This window comes from Cellulomonas triticagri (assembly GCF_003696205.1).
Taxonomy (GTDB): domain Bacteria; phylum Actinomycetota; class Actinomycetes; order Actinomycetales; family Cellulomonadaceae; genus Cellulomonas; species Cellulomonas triticagri.
In genome coordinates, this window is the sequence record NZ_RFFI01000031.1 from 20,206 (window position 1) to 36,564 (window position 16,359).

At 75.3% G+C, this 16,359-nt stretch carries 9 protein-coding genes; all 9 read left to right on the forward strand.

Translation table 11 applies throughout. From position 1 onward, the window contains the following. Positions 1–64: 64 nt before the first annotated feature. The 9 genes from EBM89_RS07565 (at position 65) to EBM89_RS07605 (ending at position 16,140) form a co-directional block, all read left to right on the forward strand. On the forward strand, positions 65–3,232 hold the full coding sequence (locus EBM89_RS07565; protein WP_122148840.1) for an alpha-mannosidase: 3,168 nt from the start codon (positions 65–67) through the stop codon (positions 3,230–3,232). Continuing rightward, positions 3,229–4,545 (forward strand): extracellular solute-binding protein, encoded by a 1,317-nt coding sequence (locus EBM89_RS07570; protein WP_122148841.1) that lies wholly within the window; start codon positions 3,229–3,231, stop codon positions 4,543–4,545. The genes EBM89_RS07565 and EBM89_RS07570 overlap by 4 nt, the downstream gene beginning before the upstream one ends. After that, positions 4,545–5,501 carry a carbohydrate ABC transporter permease gene (locus tag EBM89_RS07575; RefSeq protein ID WP_122148842.1) on the forward strand — a complete coding sequence of 319 codons (957 nt, stop codon included), beginning with the start codon at positions 4,545–4,547 and terminating at the stop codon, positions 5,499–5,501. The genes EBM89_RS07570 and EBM89_RS07575 overlap by 1 nt, the downstream gene beginning before the upstream one ends. Then, complete coding sequence (locus tag EBM89_RS07580) at positions 5,498–6,403, forward strand: carbohydrate ABC transporter permease (protein ID WP_122148843.1); 906 nt, start codon at positions 5,498–5,500, stop codon at positions 6,401–6,403. The genes EBM89_RS07575 and EBM89_RS07580 overlap by 4 nt, the downstream gene beginning before the upstream one ends. Beyond that, positions 6,400–7,977 carry a family 20 glycosylhydrolase gene (locus EBM89_RS07585; protein ID WP_122148844.1) on the forward strand — a complete coding sequence of 526 codons (1,578 nt, stop codon included), beginning with the start codon at positions 6,400–6,402 and terminating at the stop codon, positions 7,975–7,977. Before EBM89_RS07580 ends, EBM89_RS07585 begins: the two co-directional genes overlap by 4 nt. After that, positions 7,974–9,275: a glycoside hydrolase 5 family protein gene (locus EBM89_RS07590; RefSeq protein WP_199732026.1), complete on the forward strand. Its 1,302-nt coding sequence runs from the start codon at positions 7,974–7,976 to the stop codon at positions 9,273–9,275. Before EBM89_RS07585 ends, EBM89_RS07590 begins: the two co-directional genes overlap by 4 nt. Further along, on the forward strand, positions 9,268–11,469 hold the full coding sequence (locus EBM89_RS07595) for a glycoside hydrolase family 3 protein (protein WP_122148845.1): 2,202 nt from the start codon (positions 9,268–9,270) through the stop codon (positions 11,467–11,469). Before EBM89_RS07590 ends, EBM89_RS07595 begins: the two co-directional genes overlap by 8 nt. A gap of 50 nt (positions 11,470–11,519) precedes the next feature. Next, positions 11,520–15,137 (forward strand): endo-beta-N-acetylglucosaminidase, encoded by a 3,618-nt coding sequence (locus EBM89_RS22430; protein ID WP_199732027.1) that lies wholly within the window; start codon positions 11,520–11,522, stop codon positions 15,135–15,137. A 160-nt stretch (positions 15,138–15,297) separates the two neighbouring features. Then, complete coding sequence (locus EBM89_RS07605) at positions 15,298–16,140, forward strand: hypothetical protein (RefSeq protein ID WP_122148846.1); 843 nt, start codon at positions 15,298–15,300, stop codon at positions 16,138–16,140. Positions 16,141–16,359: the final 219 nt, after the last annotated feature.

Below are 16,359 nucleotides of genomic sequence, written 5' to 3' on the forward strand. Positions count from 1 at the left end.
CACGATCGCCACTCAAACGATTGAGTGCGGGTGATCCGAACACGTCGACGTGGGAAGAGAGCCGATGCACGACCACTTCGCATCCACCCCGGAGCGCCTGGAGCGCGTCCAGCGCGAGCGGGTGCTGCCCCGGGTGCACACGACCCTGGCGCCGCTGGCCGTCGAGGCCTGGCGGGTCGGCGAGGACGGGGAGCCCGTCTCGGTCGCCCACGCCCTCGGTCTGGGGTCCGACGCGGGCCGCGCGGCACCGCGCTACGAGCCGTTCGCGGTCGGCTCCCCGTGGGGGCCGGCGTGGTCGACCACGTGGTTCCGGGTGCGTGGCACGGTCCCGGCGGACGCCCCCGAGGTGGTGGAGCTCGTGCTGGACCTCGGCTGGTTCCCGCACTCGGTGGGCGGTCACTGCGAGGCGATGGTCGTGACGCCGGCCGGCGAGGTGGTCAAGGCGCTGCACCCCCGCAACACCTGGGTGCGGCTGCGCGGGCCCGGCGCGCTCCCGGGCCTGGTCGCCGCCGACGGGTCGGTGGACCTGTACGTCGAGGCCGCCGCCAACCCGCTGCTGCTGGGCCTCCCGCCGTTCGTCGTCACGGAGCACGGCGAGGTCGGCGCGGACGAGCCGTTCGACGAGTTCGTGCTCCGGCGCGCGGACGTCTGCGGGTTCGACCCCGAGGTCTGGGACCTGTCGCTCGACCTGGAGGTCGCGGGCGGCCTCGCCGCCGAGACGTCCCCGGACGACCCCCGGCACTGGCGGCTGCTGCGCGCGGTCGAGCGGGCGCTCGACGCGTACGACGGCACCGACCCCCGCACGGCGGCGGCCGCCCGCGCCCTGCTGGCGCCGGAGCTCGCGCTGCCGGCCCGCGCCGGGGCGCACCAGGTCACGGCGGTCGGACACGCGCACATCGACTCGGCGTGGCTGTGGCCGCTGCGCGAGACCCGCCGCAAGCTCGGCCGGACGGTGTCCAACGCGCTCGCGGTGCTCGACACCGTGCCGGACGCGGTCTACACGATGACGTCCGCGCAGCACTTCCGGTGGCTGGAGGAGCGGTTCCCGGGGCTGTTCGCCCGGGTCCGCGAGCACGCCGCGCAGGGCCGGTTCGTGCCGGTCGGCGGCATGTGGGTCGAGGCCGACGGCGTGCTGCCGACGGGGGAGTCCCTGGTCCGCCAGATGGTGCTCGGCAAGCGGTACTTCGCGGAGACGTTCGGGCACGACGCGCAGGAGGTGTGGCTGCCGGACTCCTTCGGGTACTCGGGCGCGCTGCCGCAGCTCGCCCGGCGCGCGGGGTTCCGGTGGTTCTTCACGCAGAAGATCTCGTGGAACGACACCACGACGTTCCCGCACCACACGTTCTGGTGGGAGGGGATCGACGGCACCCGCGTCCTGACGCACTTCCCCCCGTCCGACACCTACGCCGCCGAGGTGACCGCCGCCGAGCTCACGAGGTCCGTCGCGGGGTTCCGCGACAAGGCCATCGCGTCGCACTCGCTCATGGCCTACGGGTACGGCGACGGCGGCGGCGGACCCACCCGGGAGATGACGGCCCGCGCCCAGCGGTTCGCCGACCTCGACGGGGCACCGCGCGTGCGGATGCGCACGCCCACGGAGTTCTTCGTCGACGCGGAGGCCGACCTGGAGCGCGTCACCGCCGAGGACCCGCGCCTCGCCCCGTCCTGGCACGGCGAGCTCTACCTCGAGCTGCACCGCGGGACGCTGACGACGCAGGTCGCGATGAAGCAGCGGAACCGGCGCAGCGAGGGCCTGCTGCGGACCGCCGAGTACCTGAGCACCGCCGCGACGCTCGCGACCGGCGCCGCCTACCCGGCCGAGGCGCTCGCGGAGGCGTGGCAGGAGGTGCTGCTCCTGCAGTTCCACGACATCCTGCCCGGCACCTCCATCTCCTGGGTGCACCGCGAGGCCCGGGAGTCCTACGACCGGGTGGAGGCGCTGCTCGCCGACCTCGTGGCGAAGGCCGGGGCCGCGCTCGCGGGCGCCGGTGCCGCCACGGTGGCGTCCGGTCGGCTGGTCGCGGACCCCGGGTCGGCGGCGACACCGGTGCTGCCCGCTCCGCACGGTGCCTCGCCCACCGGGACCGCGACGCAGGAGGCCGACGGGTCGGTCGTCCTCGCGGACGAGCACCTGCGGCTGCGCACCGACCCGGCGGGCCAGGTCGTGTCGCTGGTGGACCTCGCCACGGGCCGCGAGATCGCCGTGCCCGGGGAGCCGATCGGGGCGCTGCACCTGTTCCGCGACGAGCCGGTGCGCTGGGACGCGTGGGACGTCGACCGGCACGCCCTGCGGCACCCGGTGCCGCTCACCGACGTCCGCGACCTGCGTCTGCTCGACGGGCCGCAGCCGGGCTTCGTGGTCGAGCGCGCGTTCGGCGACTCGTCGGTGCGGCTCACCACGACGCTGCGGGACGGCCGGGTCGACGTCGCCTGCGAGGTCGACTGGCAGGAGTCCGAGCACCTGCTGAAGGTCGCGCTGCCGGTCGCGGTGCGCGCCCCGGAGCTGCGGTGCGAGACGCAGTACGGCTGGGTCGGGCGGCCCGTGCACCCCAACACCGCCGGGGACGACGCGATGTTCGAGGCCGCGATGCACCGTTACGTCCACGTCGCGGACACCGGCTACGGCGTCGGCGTGGTCAACGACGCGATGTCGGGCGTGGACGCGCGGACGACCACCGGCGGCACGGCGGTGCGGCTGTCGCTGCTGCGCGCCCCCCGGTTCCCCGACCCGCGGGCCGACCGCGGGCAGCACGTGTTCCGCTGGTCGGTGCTGCCCGGCGCGGACCTCGCCGCCACCGTGCGCGCCGCCGCGGCGCTGACCGCTCCGGTGCTGCCGGACCTGCCGGTCGTCGACCCGCTGGTGGCCTTGGAGCCCGTCGCGGGGACGGCCGTCGTCGACTGGGTCAAGGTCGCCGACGACGGCTCGGGCGACGTCGTCGTCCGGGTCTACGAGCCCGTGGGCGGGCGCGCGACAGCGGTGCTGCGGCCCGGCCCGCTGCTCGCCTCCGACGCCCGCGTGCGCGAGACCGATCTGCTGGAGCGCGACCTCGCCCCCGACGACCCGATGCCGCGCGGCCTCGTGCTGCCCGACCCCGCCGCCGACCCCGGTGCGGCGCAGCCCGCCGCGGGCGCGCGCCTCGACCTCGGGCCGTTCCAGGTCCTCACCCTGCGACTCACCCCGGGGCGCCCCGCCCCGGTGGACCGACGCACCACTCAGGAGGAAGTTCGATGACGAAGCACCTCAGGGCGCCACGGCGCCGGGCCCTCGGCGCCGTGGCCACGATCGCGGCGGGCGCCCTCGTGCTCGCGGCGTGCGGTGGCTCCGACGACGCCGCCGACTCGGGCGGCGGGTCCGGCGACGGCCTGTCCGGCGAGATCACGTTCCAGACCTGGAACCTCAAGAACGACAAGTTCACGCCCTACTTCGAGGGTCTGATCGCGGACTACGAGGACGCGAACCCTGGCACCTCGATCCGCTGGGTCGACCAGCCCGCCGAGGGCTACCAGGACAAGCTGTCCGCCGACGCCGCGGCGGGCTCGCTCCCCGACGTGGTCGACATGGGTCCCGAGGCGGCGTACACGCTGGCGCAGGCCGGGGTGCTCCTCGACGTCGCCGAGGCCGACCCCGGTGCCGAGGACCTGTACCTCGACAAGGCGTGGGAGTCGATGACCTTCGAGGGCCTGGGCGGCGGGACGTACGGCTACCCCTGGTACCTCAACACCGGGCCGTCGTTCTTCAACACGGCGATCTTCGCCGAGTGCGGGCTGGACACCGAGGCCCTGCCGGAGACGTACGACGAGCTGTTCGACGCCGCCGAGGCGCTGGCGGAGGCGTGTCCGGACAAGTCGATGCTCGCCCGCATGCCCGCCATCGAGAACTTCGGCGAGTACGGCGTGCCGCTGATGGACGACGACGCCACCGAGTTCACGTACGACGACGCGACCGGCGTCGAGTTCGTCGAGCGGTTCCGCGACCTCTACCAGTCGCAGGGCCTGACGGAGGAGGCGCTGAACAACCTGCAGACCGCCGAGGTCGAGGAGTTCAAGGCCGGGAACCTCGCGTACCTGCCGGGCTCCTCGTACACGCTCGGCGACCTGCGGGACACCGCGCCGGACATCTACGAGAACCTCGGCATCGGCCCGCGGATCAGCAACGCCGCGCCGAACATGTACATCGAGTCGCTGGTCGTCAACGCGACCACCAGCAACCCGGACCTCGCCAACGACTTCGCGCAGTTCGTGACCAACGCCGAGAACCAGATGGCGTTCGCGAAGGCCGCCAACGTGTTCCCGTCGTCCGCGGGCTCGCTCGACGACCCGTGGTTCACGGAGGAGGACGGCGAGCAGGAGACGCAGGTCCGCGTCGAGAGCGCGAACCAGGTCCGCGAGGCCGTCGTGTGGTGGCCGCCGGCGTTCTCGTCCTCGACCGACGCGAACACCCTGCGCGAGCAGATCGCCCAGGCGATCCTCGGGGACAAGTCCGTCGAGGACGCGCTCCAGTCCTCCGTCGAGTACTCCAACGAGCGCCTGGCGGCGAGCCGCTGATGTCCTCATCGACCGACCTCGCCGTCCGGGAGCGCGCGGCCGCGCCGCGTCGCCCCCGGGCGGCGGGGGCCCGCGCCACCCACCGCTGGCGGTTCGTGCCCTGGCTGATGCTGCTGCCCGGGCTGGCCGTCGTGATCACGTTCATCGTGCTGCCGTTCGGCAACACGCTGCGCCTGGCGTTCACCGACGCGACCCTGCTGCGCCCCGGCCGGTGGGTGGGCCTGGAGAACTTCGAGCGGCTGCTCGGCGACGACCGGTTCCTCACCGCGCTGCTCAACTCGAGCCTGTACGTGGTGTGCGTCGTGCCGTTCATGATGCTGCTGCCGCTGGTCCTCGCGACGCTCGTCAGCCGCCCCGGCCGCCTCATGGGGTTCTTCCGCACCAGCATTTACATGCCGGTCGTCATGAGCTCCGTGGTCGTCGGCCTGATCTGGACCAGCATGCTCGACCGCCGCGGCCTCGTGAACGAGACGCTGGCGACGTTCGGCGCGATCGCGGAGCCGGTCCCGTTCCTCACCGACCGGTGGCTGCTGCTGTTCAGCGCCATGTTCGTGACGGTCTGGATGGGCCTCGGCTACTACATGGTCATCTACCTCGCCGCGCTCGCGAACATCGACGGGACGCTCTACGACGCGGCCGCGATGGACGGCGCGGGCGTGGTCCGCACCTTCCTCAGCGTCACGATGCCCGGCGTGCGCTCGACCATGGCGCTGATCGGCGTGCTGTCGTCGGTCGCCGCGTTCCGGGTGTTCGGCGAGGTCTACGTCCTCACCGGCGGGACGGGTGGGGTCGGCGGCCGGAACCTCACGATGACCATGCTCATCCAGCGCGAGGGCACCGGGCTGCAGGCGCAGACCGGGTACGCGGGGGCGATCAGCCTCGTCATGTTCGTCGTGCTCGGCGCGCTGCTCGTGGTCCAGCTGTGGCTGCAGCAGCGCGAGGGGAGGACCCGATGACCGTCGCCACCTCCGACCGCGCGCCCGCCCCGGCCGCTCCCGACGGCGCGAGCCGTCCCACGCCCCGCGCTCCGCGCCGTCGCCCGCGACGCGGCACGGTCGCCCGGTACGCGGTGCTGTGCCTCATGGTCGTGCTGCTCGCCGGTCCGCTGCTGTGGCAGCTGTCGCTGTCGCTCAAGGGCGCGGGAGACACCCTCTACGAGCGTCCGCCCCGGCTGATCCCGACGGACCCGACGCTGACCAACTTCACCGACGTGCTCGACCGGGTCCCGGTGCTGCGCTACGTCGGCAACTCGGCGCTGGTCGCGCTGATGGCCGTGGTCGGCAACATCGTCGGCGCGACCCTCGCCGGGTACGCGCTCGCCCGGCTGCGGTTCCGCGGACGCGGCATCGCCACCGGGGTGTTCGTCGCCGCGCTGCTCGTGCCGATCGAGACCGTGATCGTGTCGCAGTTCCTCGTCGTCCGGTCCCTGGGCCTCACCGACACCCTGCTCGGGGTGGTGCTGCCCGGTGCGGTCGCCGCGCTGAACGTGCTGCTCATGCGCAACGCGTTCGCCGGGCTCCCCGACGAGCTCGAGGAGGCCGCCGTCATCGACGGCGCGAACGCCTGGCAGCGGTTCCTGCGGATCTGCGTGCCCCAGGTCACCGGGGTCATCACCGTCGTCGCGATCTTCGCGTTCGTCGGCGCCTGGAACGACTTCCTGTGGCCGCTCATCGTCCTGTCCAGCGAGGAGTCGTACACCCTCACCGTCGGCCTCAACCGGCTGCGCGGCACGTTCTACGACGACCCGCGGCTCATCGCGGCGGGCACCGTGATCGCGCTGATCCCGATCATCACGTTCTTCGTGCTGCTGCAGCGGTTCTTCTTCCGCGGGCTGGAGTCCGGGGGGATCAAGGGATGACGCTGCCCGCGTGGGCGGCGCTCCCGCAACCGGGGCGCGTCCTGCTGACCGGTGGTGCCCCGTGGCGGCCGGCGCCGGGGAACCGCGTGGTCGCCGAGGACGCCTCGCTGCACCGGGAGGCGGGTCGCCTCGCGGACGAGCTCCGCGCCGGCGGCCACCTCGGCCCGGGTGCGTCCGCGGCGGTCGTCGTCGCGGGGGAGCGGGACCCGGCTGCGCCGGGCGATGTCGTGCTGCGCGTCGGCGACCCGGGCCCACCGGGCGCGGGCGGGGGAGCCGAGGCGTACCGGGTGGACGTCGGCGGCGAGGACGCCGGGGTCGTCGTCACCGGACGCGGCCCGGCGGGCGTGCACCGCGGCACCCGGCAGGTGCTGCACAACCTCGCGGCGCGGGGTGCGGTCCCGGCGGGCACCGTGTCCGGCGCCCCGGCCGTCGCCGAGCGGGTCGTGCACCTCGACGCCGCGCGGGTGCCGTTCGAGGCCGCGTGGATCGAGGACCTGCTGCGCGAGGCCGCCTGGTCCGGGCTGACCGCCGTGCAGCTGCACCTGTCCGAGGACCAGGGGTTCCGCGTCGCGAGCGTCCGGCACCCCGAGGTGGTGTCGCCGGGCGCCCTCACCCACGACGAGGTGCGGCACCTGCTCGCCGTCGCGGACGACCTGCACCTGACCGTCATCCCGTCGCTGGTCGCACCCGGGCACCTGGGGCACGTGCTGGCCGCGCACCCGCACCTCGCCCTGCGGGGCGCGGACGGCACGCCGGTCCGTGACCCCGGCGGCGACCCGCGCTCGCGCGCGCTGGACGTCACCGACCCGGACGCGGTCGCCCTCGTGCTCGACCTGGTGGACGAGGTCGCGACCCTGTTCGCCGCCGGGCGCGCGCCCGACCACGGCACGCCGTGGAACATCGGCGCCGACGAGTTCGTGGACCTCGCCGACCTCGCCGCGCAGCCCGTGCTCGCCGCGGAGGCCGCGCGCCGGTTCGGGCCGGGCGCCACCGGGTTCGACGTGCTGGTGGACGTCGTGCACCGCATCGCCGAGCGCGTCCGGGCGCACGGCTTCCGGCCGCAGGTCTGGAACGACGGCATGTTCCGTGCCGAGCGCGTCGCGCTGGAGCCGGACGTGCGGGTCGCGTGGTGGACAGGGTGGAGCCCGCGCATGGCGCCGCTGTCCGCCGCGCTCGACGCCGGCCACGACCTGCTGAACGCCTACGACTCCCTCCTGTACTACGTGCTGGGGGAGCACGCCGGGTACCGCTACCCGACGGCCGCGCGGCTGTGGGAGACCGGCTGGCACCCGGGGGTGTTCGCCGACCGCCGGGACGAGGCGGGCGCGCACATGCAGGTGCTCGCCCCGCCGTACCCCGCCGCGCTGCGCGGCACCATGCTCGCGATCTGGGGCGACGTCCCCGACGCGCAGACCCCCGAGCAGGTCGCCGCCGGTGTGCGCGGCCCGCTGCGGGGGATGTCCGAGCGCGCCTGGAACGCCGGGTCGCGCCTCGACCTGTCCGAGATGACGGCGCTCGACCACGCGGTCGGGCGTGCCCCCGCGGCGGCGCCGCCGACGGGGACGAAGGGATGACGATGCTGAGATCCGGGGTCAACTACACCCCGTCCGCCGGGTGGTTCTACTCCTGGTACGAGCCCGACTTCGACGTCGTGCGCCGGGACCTGGAGGCCGTCGCCGCCCTCGGGCTCGACCACGTGCGGGTGCTCCCGCTGTGGCCGGTGCTCCAGCCGAACCGGACGCTCATCCGCGAGCGCGCGCTGGACGACGTGCGGACGACCGTCGAGATCGCCGCGGCCAGCGGGCTCGACGCGAGCGTGGACGTGCTGCAGGGCCACCTGTCGTCCTTCGACTTCGTGCCGAGCTGGCTGACCACCTGGCACGCCCGGAACCTGTTCACCGACCCCGAGGTCGTCGAGGCGCAGGTGCGGCTGGTCGACGCGCTGGACGAGCGGCTGCACGACGTCCCCGGGTTCCTCGGGCTGACGCTCGGCAACGAGCTCAACCAGTTCGCCGCCGCCACGCACCCGTCGCCGATGCCCGCCACGCCCGCGCAGGTCACCTCGTGGTTGGAGGCCCTGCTCGCGGCGCCGCGCCGCGATCCCCGGCAGCACCGCGTGCACGCGCCCTACGACGCCGTCTGGTACGCCGACGGCCACCCGTTCCAGCCCGCGCACGTCGCGCGGCACGGGGACCTCAGCATCATCCACTCGTGGGTGTTCAACGGCACCGCGCAGGGCTACGGCGCGACCGGTCCGCACGGCACCGGGCACGCCGCCTACCTGGTGGAGCTCGCGCGGGCGTTCGCCGAGGACCCCGACCGGCCGGTCTGGCTCCAGGAGGTCGGGGCGCCGACCCCGCACGTGCCCGCGGAGGCGGCCGCCGACTTCTGCGAGGACACCGTGCGGGCCGCCGCCGACAGCCCCGCGCTGTGGGGCGTGACCTGGTGGTGCTCGCACGACGTGCCGCGCGCGCTCGGCGACTTCCCCGACCTGGAGCACAGCCTCGGGCTGTTCGACGAGGGCGGCGTGGTCAAGGAGCTCGGGCTGCGGTTCGGGCGGGTGATGGCGGAGCTGCGGGAGGCGCCCGTGCCCGCACCGCGGCGGACCGCCGTCGTGGTGCCGGTGGACGACGAGGACGTCCCGCTCTCGCGGGCGGAGCTCGGCCCCGGGGGCGGCGTGTTCGAGACCTGGGCGGACCTCGCGGCGTCGGGGGAGCGGCCCACGCTCGTCACCTCCCGCACCGCCGCCGACCCCGCGGCGCTCGCGCGCCGGGACGTCGACCGCGTCGTGGCGGCACCGGTGACCGGGCGCAGCCACTACTCCTCGGTCAGCGACGCCGAGATGTTCCCCGCCGGGGTGGGCGATGGCTGACGACGCCGTCGAGCGGGCGCTCGCCGCGATGGACCTGCGCGAGCGGGTCGGGCAGCTCAACCAGCGGCTCTACGGCTGGCAGGCCGTCGAGCGGGTGCGCGGCGGGTTCCGGGCGACCGACCTGCTGCACGCCGAGGTCGAGCGCTGGTCCGGCCTCGGCGCGCTGTACGGGCTGTTCCGGGCCGACGCCTGGTCCGGGCGCACCTGGGCGGACGGCATCCGGCCGCAGGAGCGCCCCGAGGTCGCCGCGCTCGTGTCCGACGTGGTCGCGGCCGCGAGCCCCGGCGGGGTGCGTCCCCTGCTGGTCGAGGAGGCCCCGCACGGGCACCAGGCGCTCGGCGGGGCGCTGCTGCCCACCAACCTCGCCGTCGCCGCCGCGTGGGACCCCGACCTGCTGGAGGAGGCCGCCGAGCACGTCGCCGCGGGGCTCGCGGCCTCCGGGGTGCACGTGGCGCTGGTCTCCGCCCTCGACGTGCTGCGCGACCCGCGCTGGGGCCGGTGCGAGGAGACGTTCGGGGAGTCCGGGCACCTCGCCGCCGAGCACGCCGCGGCGCTCGTCCGGGGCATGCAGGGCGCGGACCGGGCCCGCGTCGGCTCCGGCGGCGTGGCCGTGGTGCTCAAGCACCTGGCCGGGCAGGGCGAGGCCGTCGGCGGGCGCAACGGCCAGTCCGCGGTGATCGGCGCGCGCGACCTGCGCGAGGTGCACCTGCCGCCCGTGCGCGGGGGCCTGGCCGCCGGGGCGCTCGGCGTCATGGCCGCGTACACCGACGTGGACGGCGTGCCCTGCTGCGCCGACCCCGACCTGCTGACCCGGTACCTGCGCGACGACCTCCGCTTCGACGGCGTCGTCATGGCCGACGGGCTCGCCGTCGACCGGCTCACCGTCATGACCGGCGACGTCGCCGGCGCCGGACGGGCCGCGCTGCTTGCGGGCGTCGACCTGTCGCTGTGGGACGAGGGGTTCACCACGCTCGTCGCGTCCGCCGAGACCGACCCGCGGGTGGCGGCGGCCGTCGAGCGGTCCTGCCGGCGGGTGCTCGCGCTGAAGCACCGGTTCGGGCTGCTCGGCGGTCGGGACGTCGCGCCCGAGCGCGCGCCGGACGCCCGCGAGCGCATCGAGGTCGCCACCGCCCGCACTGGCGAGGTCTCCCGGCGGCTCGCCGACGCCGCGCTCGTGCTGCTGCACGACCCGGCCCGCACGCTGCCGCTCGACGCCCGCGCGCTGCGTCGGGTCGTGGTCGCGGGACCGTTCGCCGACGACGTGACCGCGCTGCTCGGGGACTACGTGCCGCCGCTGCCCGCCCCCGCGCCGCCCGGCGTGGGCGGGGCGCTCGCGGCGGCGCTCCCGGACGCCGAGGTGGTCGTGCTGCCGGGCGCGGTGCCCGACGCGGCCGACCTGGCGGGGGCCGACGCGGTCGTGCTCGTGCTCGGCGGCACCAGCCACCGCGCCGTCACGGACGCGTTCGACGCCAACGGCGCCGTCGTCGTCGGGGCGGGCGGGTCCGCGTCCGCGACCTGCGGCGAGGGCGTGGACCGCGCCGACGTGTCCCTGCCGCACGGCCAGGACGCGCTGGTCGCGGCCGTGCGCGCCGCCGCGCCCTGCCCGGTCGTCGCGGTCGTCGTCGCCGGGCGGCCGCACGTGCTCACCGACGTGCTCGCCGCGACCGACGCCGTGCTGTGGGCCGGGTACCCCGGGCCCTCGGGCGGTGCGGCCGTCGCGGACGCCCTGATCGGCCGCACCGAGCCGGTCGGGCGGCTGCCGATGACGCTGCCCCGGCACGCCGCCGCGGTGCCCGTGCGGCACGACGACCGGCACGCCGCCACGGGGGTCTACCAGGACGCCCCCGACCCGGTGCTGCTGCCGCTCGGGCACGGGCTGCGGTACCGGGACGTCCGCGCCACCGACCTGCGCGCCGTCACCGAGCCCGACGGCGTGGTCGTCGAGGTCGACGTCGTCAACGCGGACGACACCCCCGGGGAGGTCGTGCTGCCGCTGCTCGCGCACCGCACCGGCGGGGTGGTCGTGCCGCGCCGCCGTGAGGTGCTGGCCACCCGGCGCGTCACCGCACCGCCGCGCACGACGACCACCGTGCGCTGGGTGCTGCCCCCGGACGCCTGCTTCGCCGAGGGGGCGGGCCCCGGCGCCGTCACCCACCTGCACCTGGACGACCTGACGACCGCGATCCGGTCCTGATCCGACGCGAGAGATCCACGCGTGACCGCTCTGAGCCGAGAGGAAGCACCGTGACACCAGCAGCACCCGACCGAACCGCCAGCCCTGCCAGCCCCGACCGAGGCCCGCGGCCGTCCCGGCACCGGACCCGTGCGCGCACCGTCGCCGCCGGGTCGGCGCTCGCGCTCGCGACCGGGCTCGTGGCCCTGCCCGGCGCGCAGGCCAGCGACACCCTGCCGTGGACGGGGGACAGCGCCGTCGGCCCGCACCAGCCCTACCAGCACGGGTACTCCGCGGCGGGCCTGCTGCGCTGGGACCCGGCGGCAGACACCGACGCCGACCTGCTGCGCGCCCGCGTCCCGCTCCAGGAGCGCATCGCCCCGGACCCGACGACGCAGCGCGACCCCGCCCTGCCGGCCGAGACCCAGCTGCACACGCTGGCGGGGGACTACGGCAACGCGTTCTTCGAGTCGCACCACGACACGAACGAGTTCAGCCAGTACCTGTTCTCGTACTGGCAGTACGCCGACCTGTACGGGACCTGGCACGGGATGCCCACCGAGGGGATCGACCCCGACTGGTACGACCCCGACCTGGAGTGGACGCAGCGCTGGTTCGAGTTCGGGATGCTCAACCTGCCGAACCCCGCGTACACCAACGCCGCGCACGTCAACGGCGTCCGGTCGCTCGCCACGATCTTCTTCTCCGACAACGACCGCGGCGAGCAGACGTTCACCGACCTGCTCGTCCGGGGCGGCGACGGCCGGTTCCCGGTGGCGGACAAGCTCACCGAGGTCGCGCGGTACTTCGGGTTCGACGGGTACTTCGTCAACCAGGAGGAGACCAGCGTCGTCATGGACGACGCGCAGATGGCCGCGTACCGGGCGTTCCTGCAGCAGCTGCGCGCCAACGGCCTGTACGTGCAGTGGTACGACTCCGTGACCGCGACCGGGGGGATCCGCTACCAGAACGAGTTCAACGCCGCGAACAGTCCGTGGGTCCAGCACCCCGAGGACGGCACCGTCGCGGACTCGATCTTCCTCAACTACTGGTGGGACCCCCAGCGGCTCACCGCCTCCCGGGACCACGCGGTGTCGCTCGGGCTCGACCCCCGGTCCACCGTGATGGCGGGGGTCGAGGGCGGCATGTACCAGTTCGAGCAGCCCTACGACCTGCGGGACAACCTCGGCGAGGACGGCCTGCCGATGAACGGCATCGCCACCCTCGGCGCGGACTTCGTGCACGCCGACCACCCGGACAAGACGAACGACGACGTGCAGTGGGAGACGTCCGACCGCGAGCGCCGCTGGTGGACCGGGTCCTCCACCGGCGTCGACGCGCCCGACGGGGACTGGCCGGGTATCGCGTCGCAGATCGCCGAGCGGTCCGTGGTCGGGGGCGACGTGTTCGCCACGACCTTCGACACCGGGCACGGGCTGGAGCACCGCACCGCCGGGGAGGTCACCAGCACCCGGGAGTGGGGGAACATCAACGTCCAGGACGTCCCCGTGACGTGGCAGTGGTGGCTGGAGGCCGACGGGAGCCCGCTCGGCGTCGACCACGACCACGGCCCGGACTACGTCTCCGCCCCGCGGTTCGCCTACGAGCCCGTCGGCGCGTACGAGGGCGGTGCCTCGCTGGTCCTGTCCGGGCGACTCGCGTCCGACAACGTGCTGCGGCTGTACAAGTCCGACCTCGCGGTGCACGACGGCACCCGGGTCGACCTGACCTGGCACAAGGGCAGCACCGACGACTCCGAGCTCCGGGTCGCCGCGGTGCTCGCGTCCGACCCCGGCACCGTGGTCGAGGTCCCGCTGGCCGGGTCGGGGGAGGCCACCGACGGCTGGCGCACCGGATCCGCCGACCTGTCCGCCTACGCGGGTGACCGGGTGGTGACGCTCGGCCTCGTCGTCGGCGCGGGGTCAGCCCCCGTCGAGGACTACCAGGTCAACATCGGGGCGCTGCGGTACACCGACGGCACCGACCGCATTCCGGCCGCGCCCACCGGGCTGCGCGTCGACCGGCTGCTCACCGACACCGACGAGGCCGTCGTGTCCTGGGACCTCGCCGACTACGCCGACGTCGTGGAGTACCAGCTCTTCCTCGACGGCGAGTACCTCGGCGGCCGCTACGACGAGACCCTGTACGTCAAGCACCTCCCGGACCGGGCCGGTCGGCTCGAGCTGCGCGCAGTCGGCCCCGACGGTTCCGTCAGCCCGGCCGCGACGCTCGACCTCGACCGGGCGACCTCGCCCTCGGGCATCGAGGTCAGCACCGAGCGGGACGGGACCGGCTCCGTCTCCTGGACCCCCGCGACCGCGGCGCCCGCCGACGCCGCGACCACCGTCCGGGTCGAGTCCCACGCCAGCGACCGGTACGCGGGCGCGCCGTACGTGGTCGAGCGCACCGCCCCCGCCGGGACCACGAGCGTGGACCTCACCGGGCTGCCGCTCGACGGCTCCGGGTACGTGGTGACCCTCCGGACCGGGGACGGCACCGCCGTCGCCGCCCAGGGTGCCTTCACCGACGCCACCCTGGAGCGGTACCCCGTGTGCGACGTGGTGTGGCACGACGACGGCTCCGTGACCCTCCCGCGTCCCGACGGCATCGCGGACTGGCGGTACCTGCGCGTCGTGGAGCAGTGGACGGAGGACGGCGAGGAGCGCAGCGTCCGGAAGACGTTCCGGTACACGTACAGCCAGCCCGCGGGGGACGTCGCGATCCGCGGTCGGACCACCCGGCAGTCGTACACGATCACGCCCCTGCACCCCGGCAGCACCCTGCGGGTGGCGCTGGAGGACTACGCCGGGAACACGACGGCGGACGACGTCGCGGGCTGGACGGTCGTCCCCGGTCCCGGGGAGGACTGCGCGGCCGAGGCCACCGGGCCCGACCTCGGGGCGGACGGGCGCTCGACGCTCACCGCCGAGGGCGGGACCGCACCCGCCGACGGGGAGACGGCGCTCGCGGTGACCGTCGCCGTCCGCGACGCCTGGGGCAACCCCGGCACCGGCACGGACGTCGTGCTCGACCTGCCCGCCGGGCTGGCGGTCGCGCCCGCAGCAGGGGCGGACGCGGCCCGTGCGGACGTCACGTCCGCACGTGCGGACGCCGCCACCACCCTCGTCGCCCACGCCGTGCCCGCTGACGCCGTGCCCGCTGACGCCGTGCCTGCCGACGGTGTGCGCGTCGACGGTGTGCCGACCGACGGCCTGCTCGCCGGGGTCCTGCCGGCGGGTGCCGCGCGTGCGGCTGCCGGCGCGGGCTCGACGACGGTGACCGTGTCCACGGGGACGTCGGGCGACGCGACCCTGCGGGTCGTCGCCGGCGAGCCCGGGACGTACCGGGTGAGCGCCGCCGTCGGCGGCGAGGCCGTCGGTGACGGGTCGGGCGTCGCGCTGACGTTCACGGCGCCGGCGGAGATCCCGGGCGAGGTCCCGGGCGGGACTCCGGGCGGGACTCCTGGTGAGGTCCCGGGCGCCCTGCCCCCCGGTGGCGGTCCGGGCGGGGCGGCGTCCGACGTGTTCGCGGCCGCCGACCCTGCCGACGGCGTCGGCGGCACCGGCCTCCTCGCCCGGACCGGCGCCACCGTGGGTGGGTGGCTCGCTGCCGCGGTGGCCGCGCTGCTGGTCGGGGCCGGGCTCCGCCGGGCCGCGGCGCGGCACGGGTCGGCCGGCGACCCGGTCTGACCTGCACGGACGTCCCCGGGCGGGTGGGGCTGGGAGGCCTCCCGCCCGGGGACCCGCGGGTGAACCGCGCGGGGCGGCGACGTGCGGGGATCACCCGTCGGGCGTCCGATCGGGTGGGGGATTGGGCCGACCGTGCACAGGTCCGGCACAGTGGACCTTGATGGATCAGGAGCCGGAGTACCACCGCGACCTGCGGGCCGTGGGCGGCTCGGCGCCGTTCGTGTACTGGTCCGTCGTGGTCGTGAGCGCGCTGGTGGCGCTGTGGCTGCTCGCCCTGGCGACCCACCTGATCCCCGAGCCGGTCCCGCGGCACGAGCTGTCGGCGCCCGGATCGGTCGCCGCCGCGGTCGGTGGCGTGCTGTGGGGCGTGGTCACGGTGACGTTCTACGTCAACTACCTCCGGCGCCCGCGGGTCGACCCGGACCGGGTGGCCGTGCAGGACGTGGACGGCGGCCCCGCGCTGGTGCTGACCTGGCGGACCACGTTCCACCGACAGCCGATCTTCGTCGCGGGCGTCGTGGCGGTGCTGGCCGTGCAGCTCGCGGTCGTGCTGTCCCTCTCCGACACCCCGGCGTGGTGGGCCCCGCTGGTGGTGGTCGGCCCCGGGCTGCTCGTCGCCCCCGCCAAGATCATCGAGCTGCGCCGCCCGGTGCGGGTCCTGCTCACGCCGCGCGGTGTGGGCGTGACCGGCTTCGACGCGGAGACCTGGCTGGACTGGTCGGACGTCCGTGAGATCGCCGTCGAGCACGTGAACCAGTGGCCGGTCGTGGTGCTCGCCGGCAAGACCGCCGCGGCGTCGTGGCGATACGAGCGCCGGCCGGGGCCGGGGGCGCTGCGGGCACCGCTGCACCCGCGGGTCGACGTGCCGGGTCCGGCGCTGCCGGTGGACGCGCGGGTCTTCATGGCCGCCCTGAGCCGGTACCGGGACGAGCCCGCGACGCGCGCGGAGATCGGGACCCCGGCGTCTCGCGCCCGGCTGCTGGAGGAGCACACAGCTCGGTAGGGGACTACCCCATTTGGGTGGAAATGTCCGATTCGGCGTGCGGGGTGCGCCCGGCTCGCGTAGCCCCACGGCACACTGCCGCCGTGCGACCCTCCGAGCCCCGACCGCTCCGACCAGGGACGACGCGCCCGCAGGGCGGTCGGGCCCGCCCCGCGCCAGGCGCGCCTCGCTCCCGCGCCCGCCGGAGCCCGGGCGCACCCGCCCCGCGTCGGACGGCGC

Coding starts and splice junctions, on each gene's coding strand:
- EBM89_RS07565 (WP_122148840.1), top strand. CDS start 65: ATGCACGACCACTTCGCATCCACCCCGGAGCGCCTGGAGCGCGTCCAG.
- EBM89_RS07570 (WP_122148841.1), top strand. CDS start 3,229: ATGACGAAGCACCTCAGGGCGCCACGGCGCCGGGCCCTCGGCGCCGTG.
- EBM89_RS07575 (WP_122148842.1), top strand. CDS start 4,545: ATGTCCTCATCGACCGACCTCGCCGTCCGGGAGCGCGCGGCCGCGCCG.
- EBM89_RS07580 (WP_122148843.1), top strand. CDS start 5,498: ATGACCGTCGCCACCTCCGACCGCGCGCCCGCCCCGGCCGCTCCCGAC.
- EBM89_RS07585 (WP_122148844.1), top strand. CDS start 6,400: ATGACGCTGCCCGCGTGGGCGGCGCTCCCGCAACCGGGGCGCGTCCTG.
- EBM89_RS07590 (WP_199732026.1), top strand. CDS start 7,974: ATGACGATGCTGAGATCCGGGGTCAACTACACCCCGTCCGCCGGGTGG.
- EBM89_RS07595 (WP_122148845.1), top strand. CDS start 9,268: ATGGCTGACGACGCCGTCGAGCGGGCGCTCGCCGCGATGGACCTGCGC.
- EBM89_RS07605 (WP_122148846.1), top strand. CDS start 15,298: ATGGATCAGGAGCCGGAGTACCACCGCGACCTGCGGGCCGTGGGCGGC.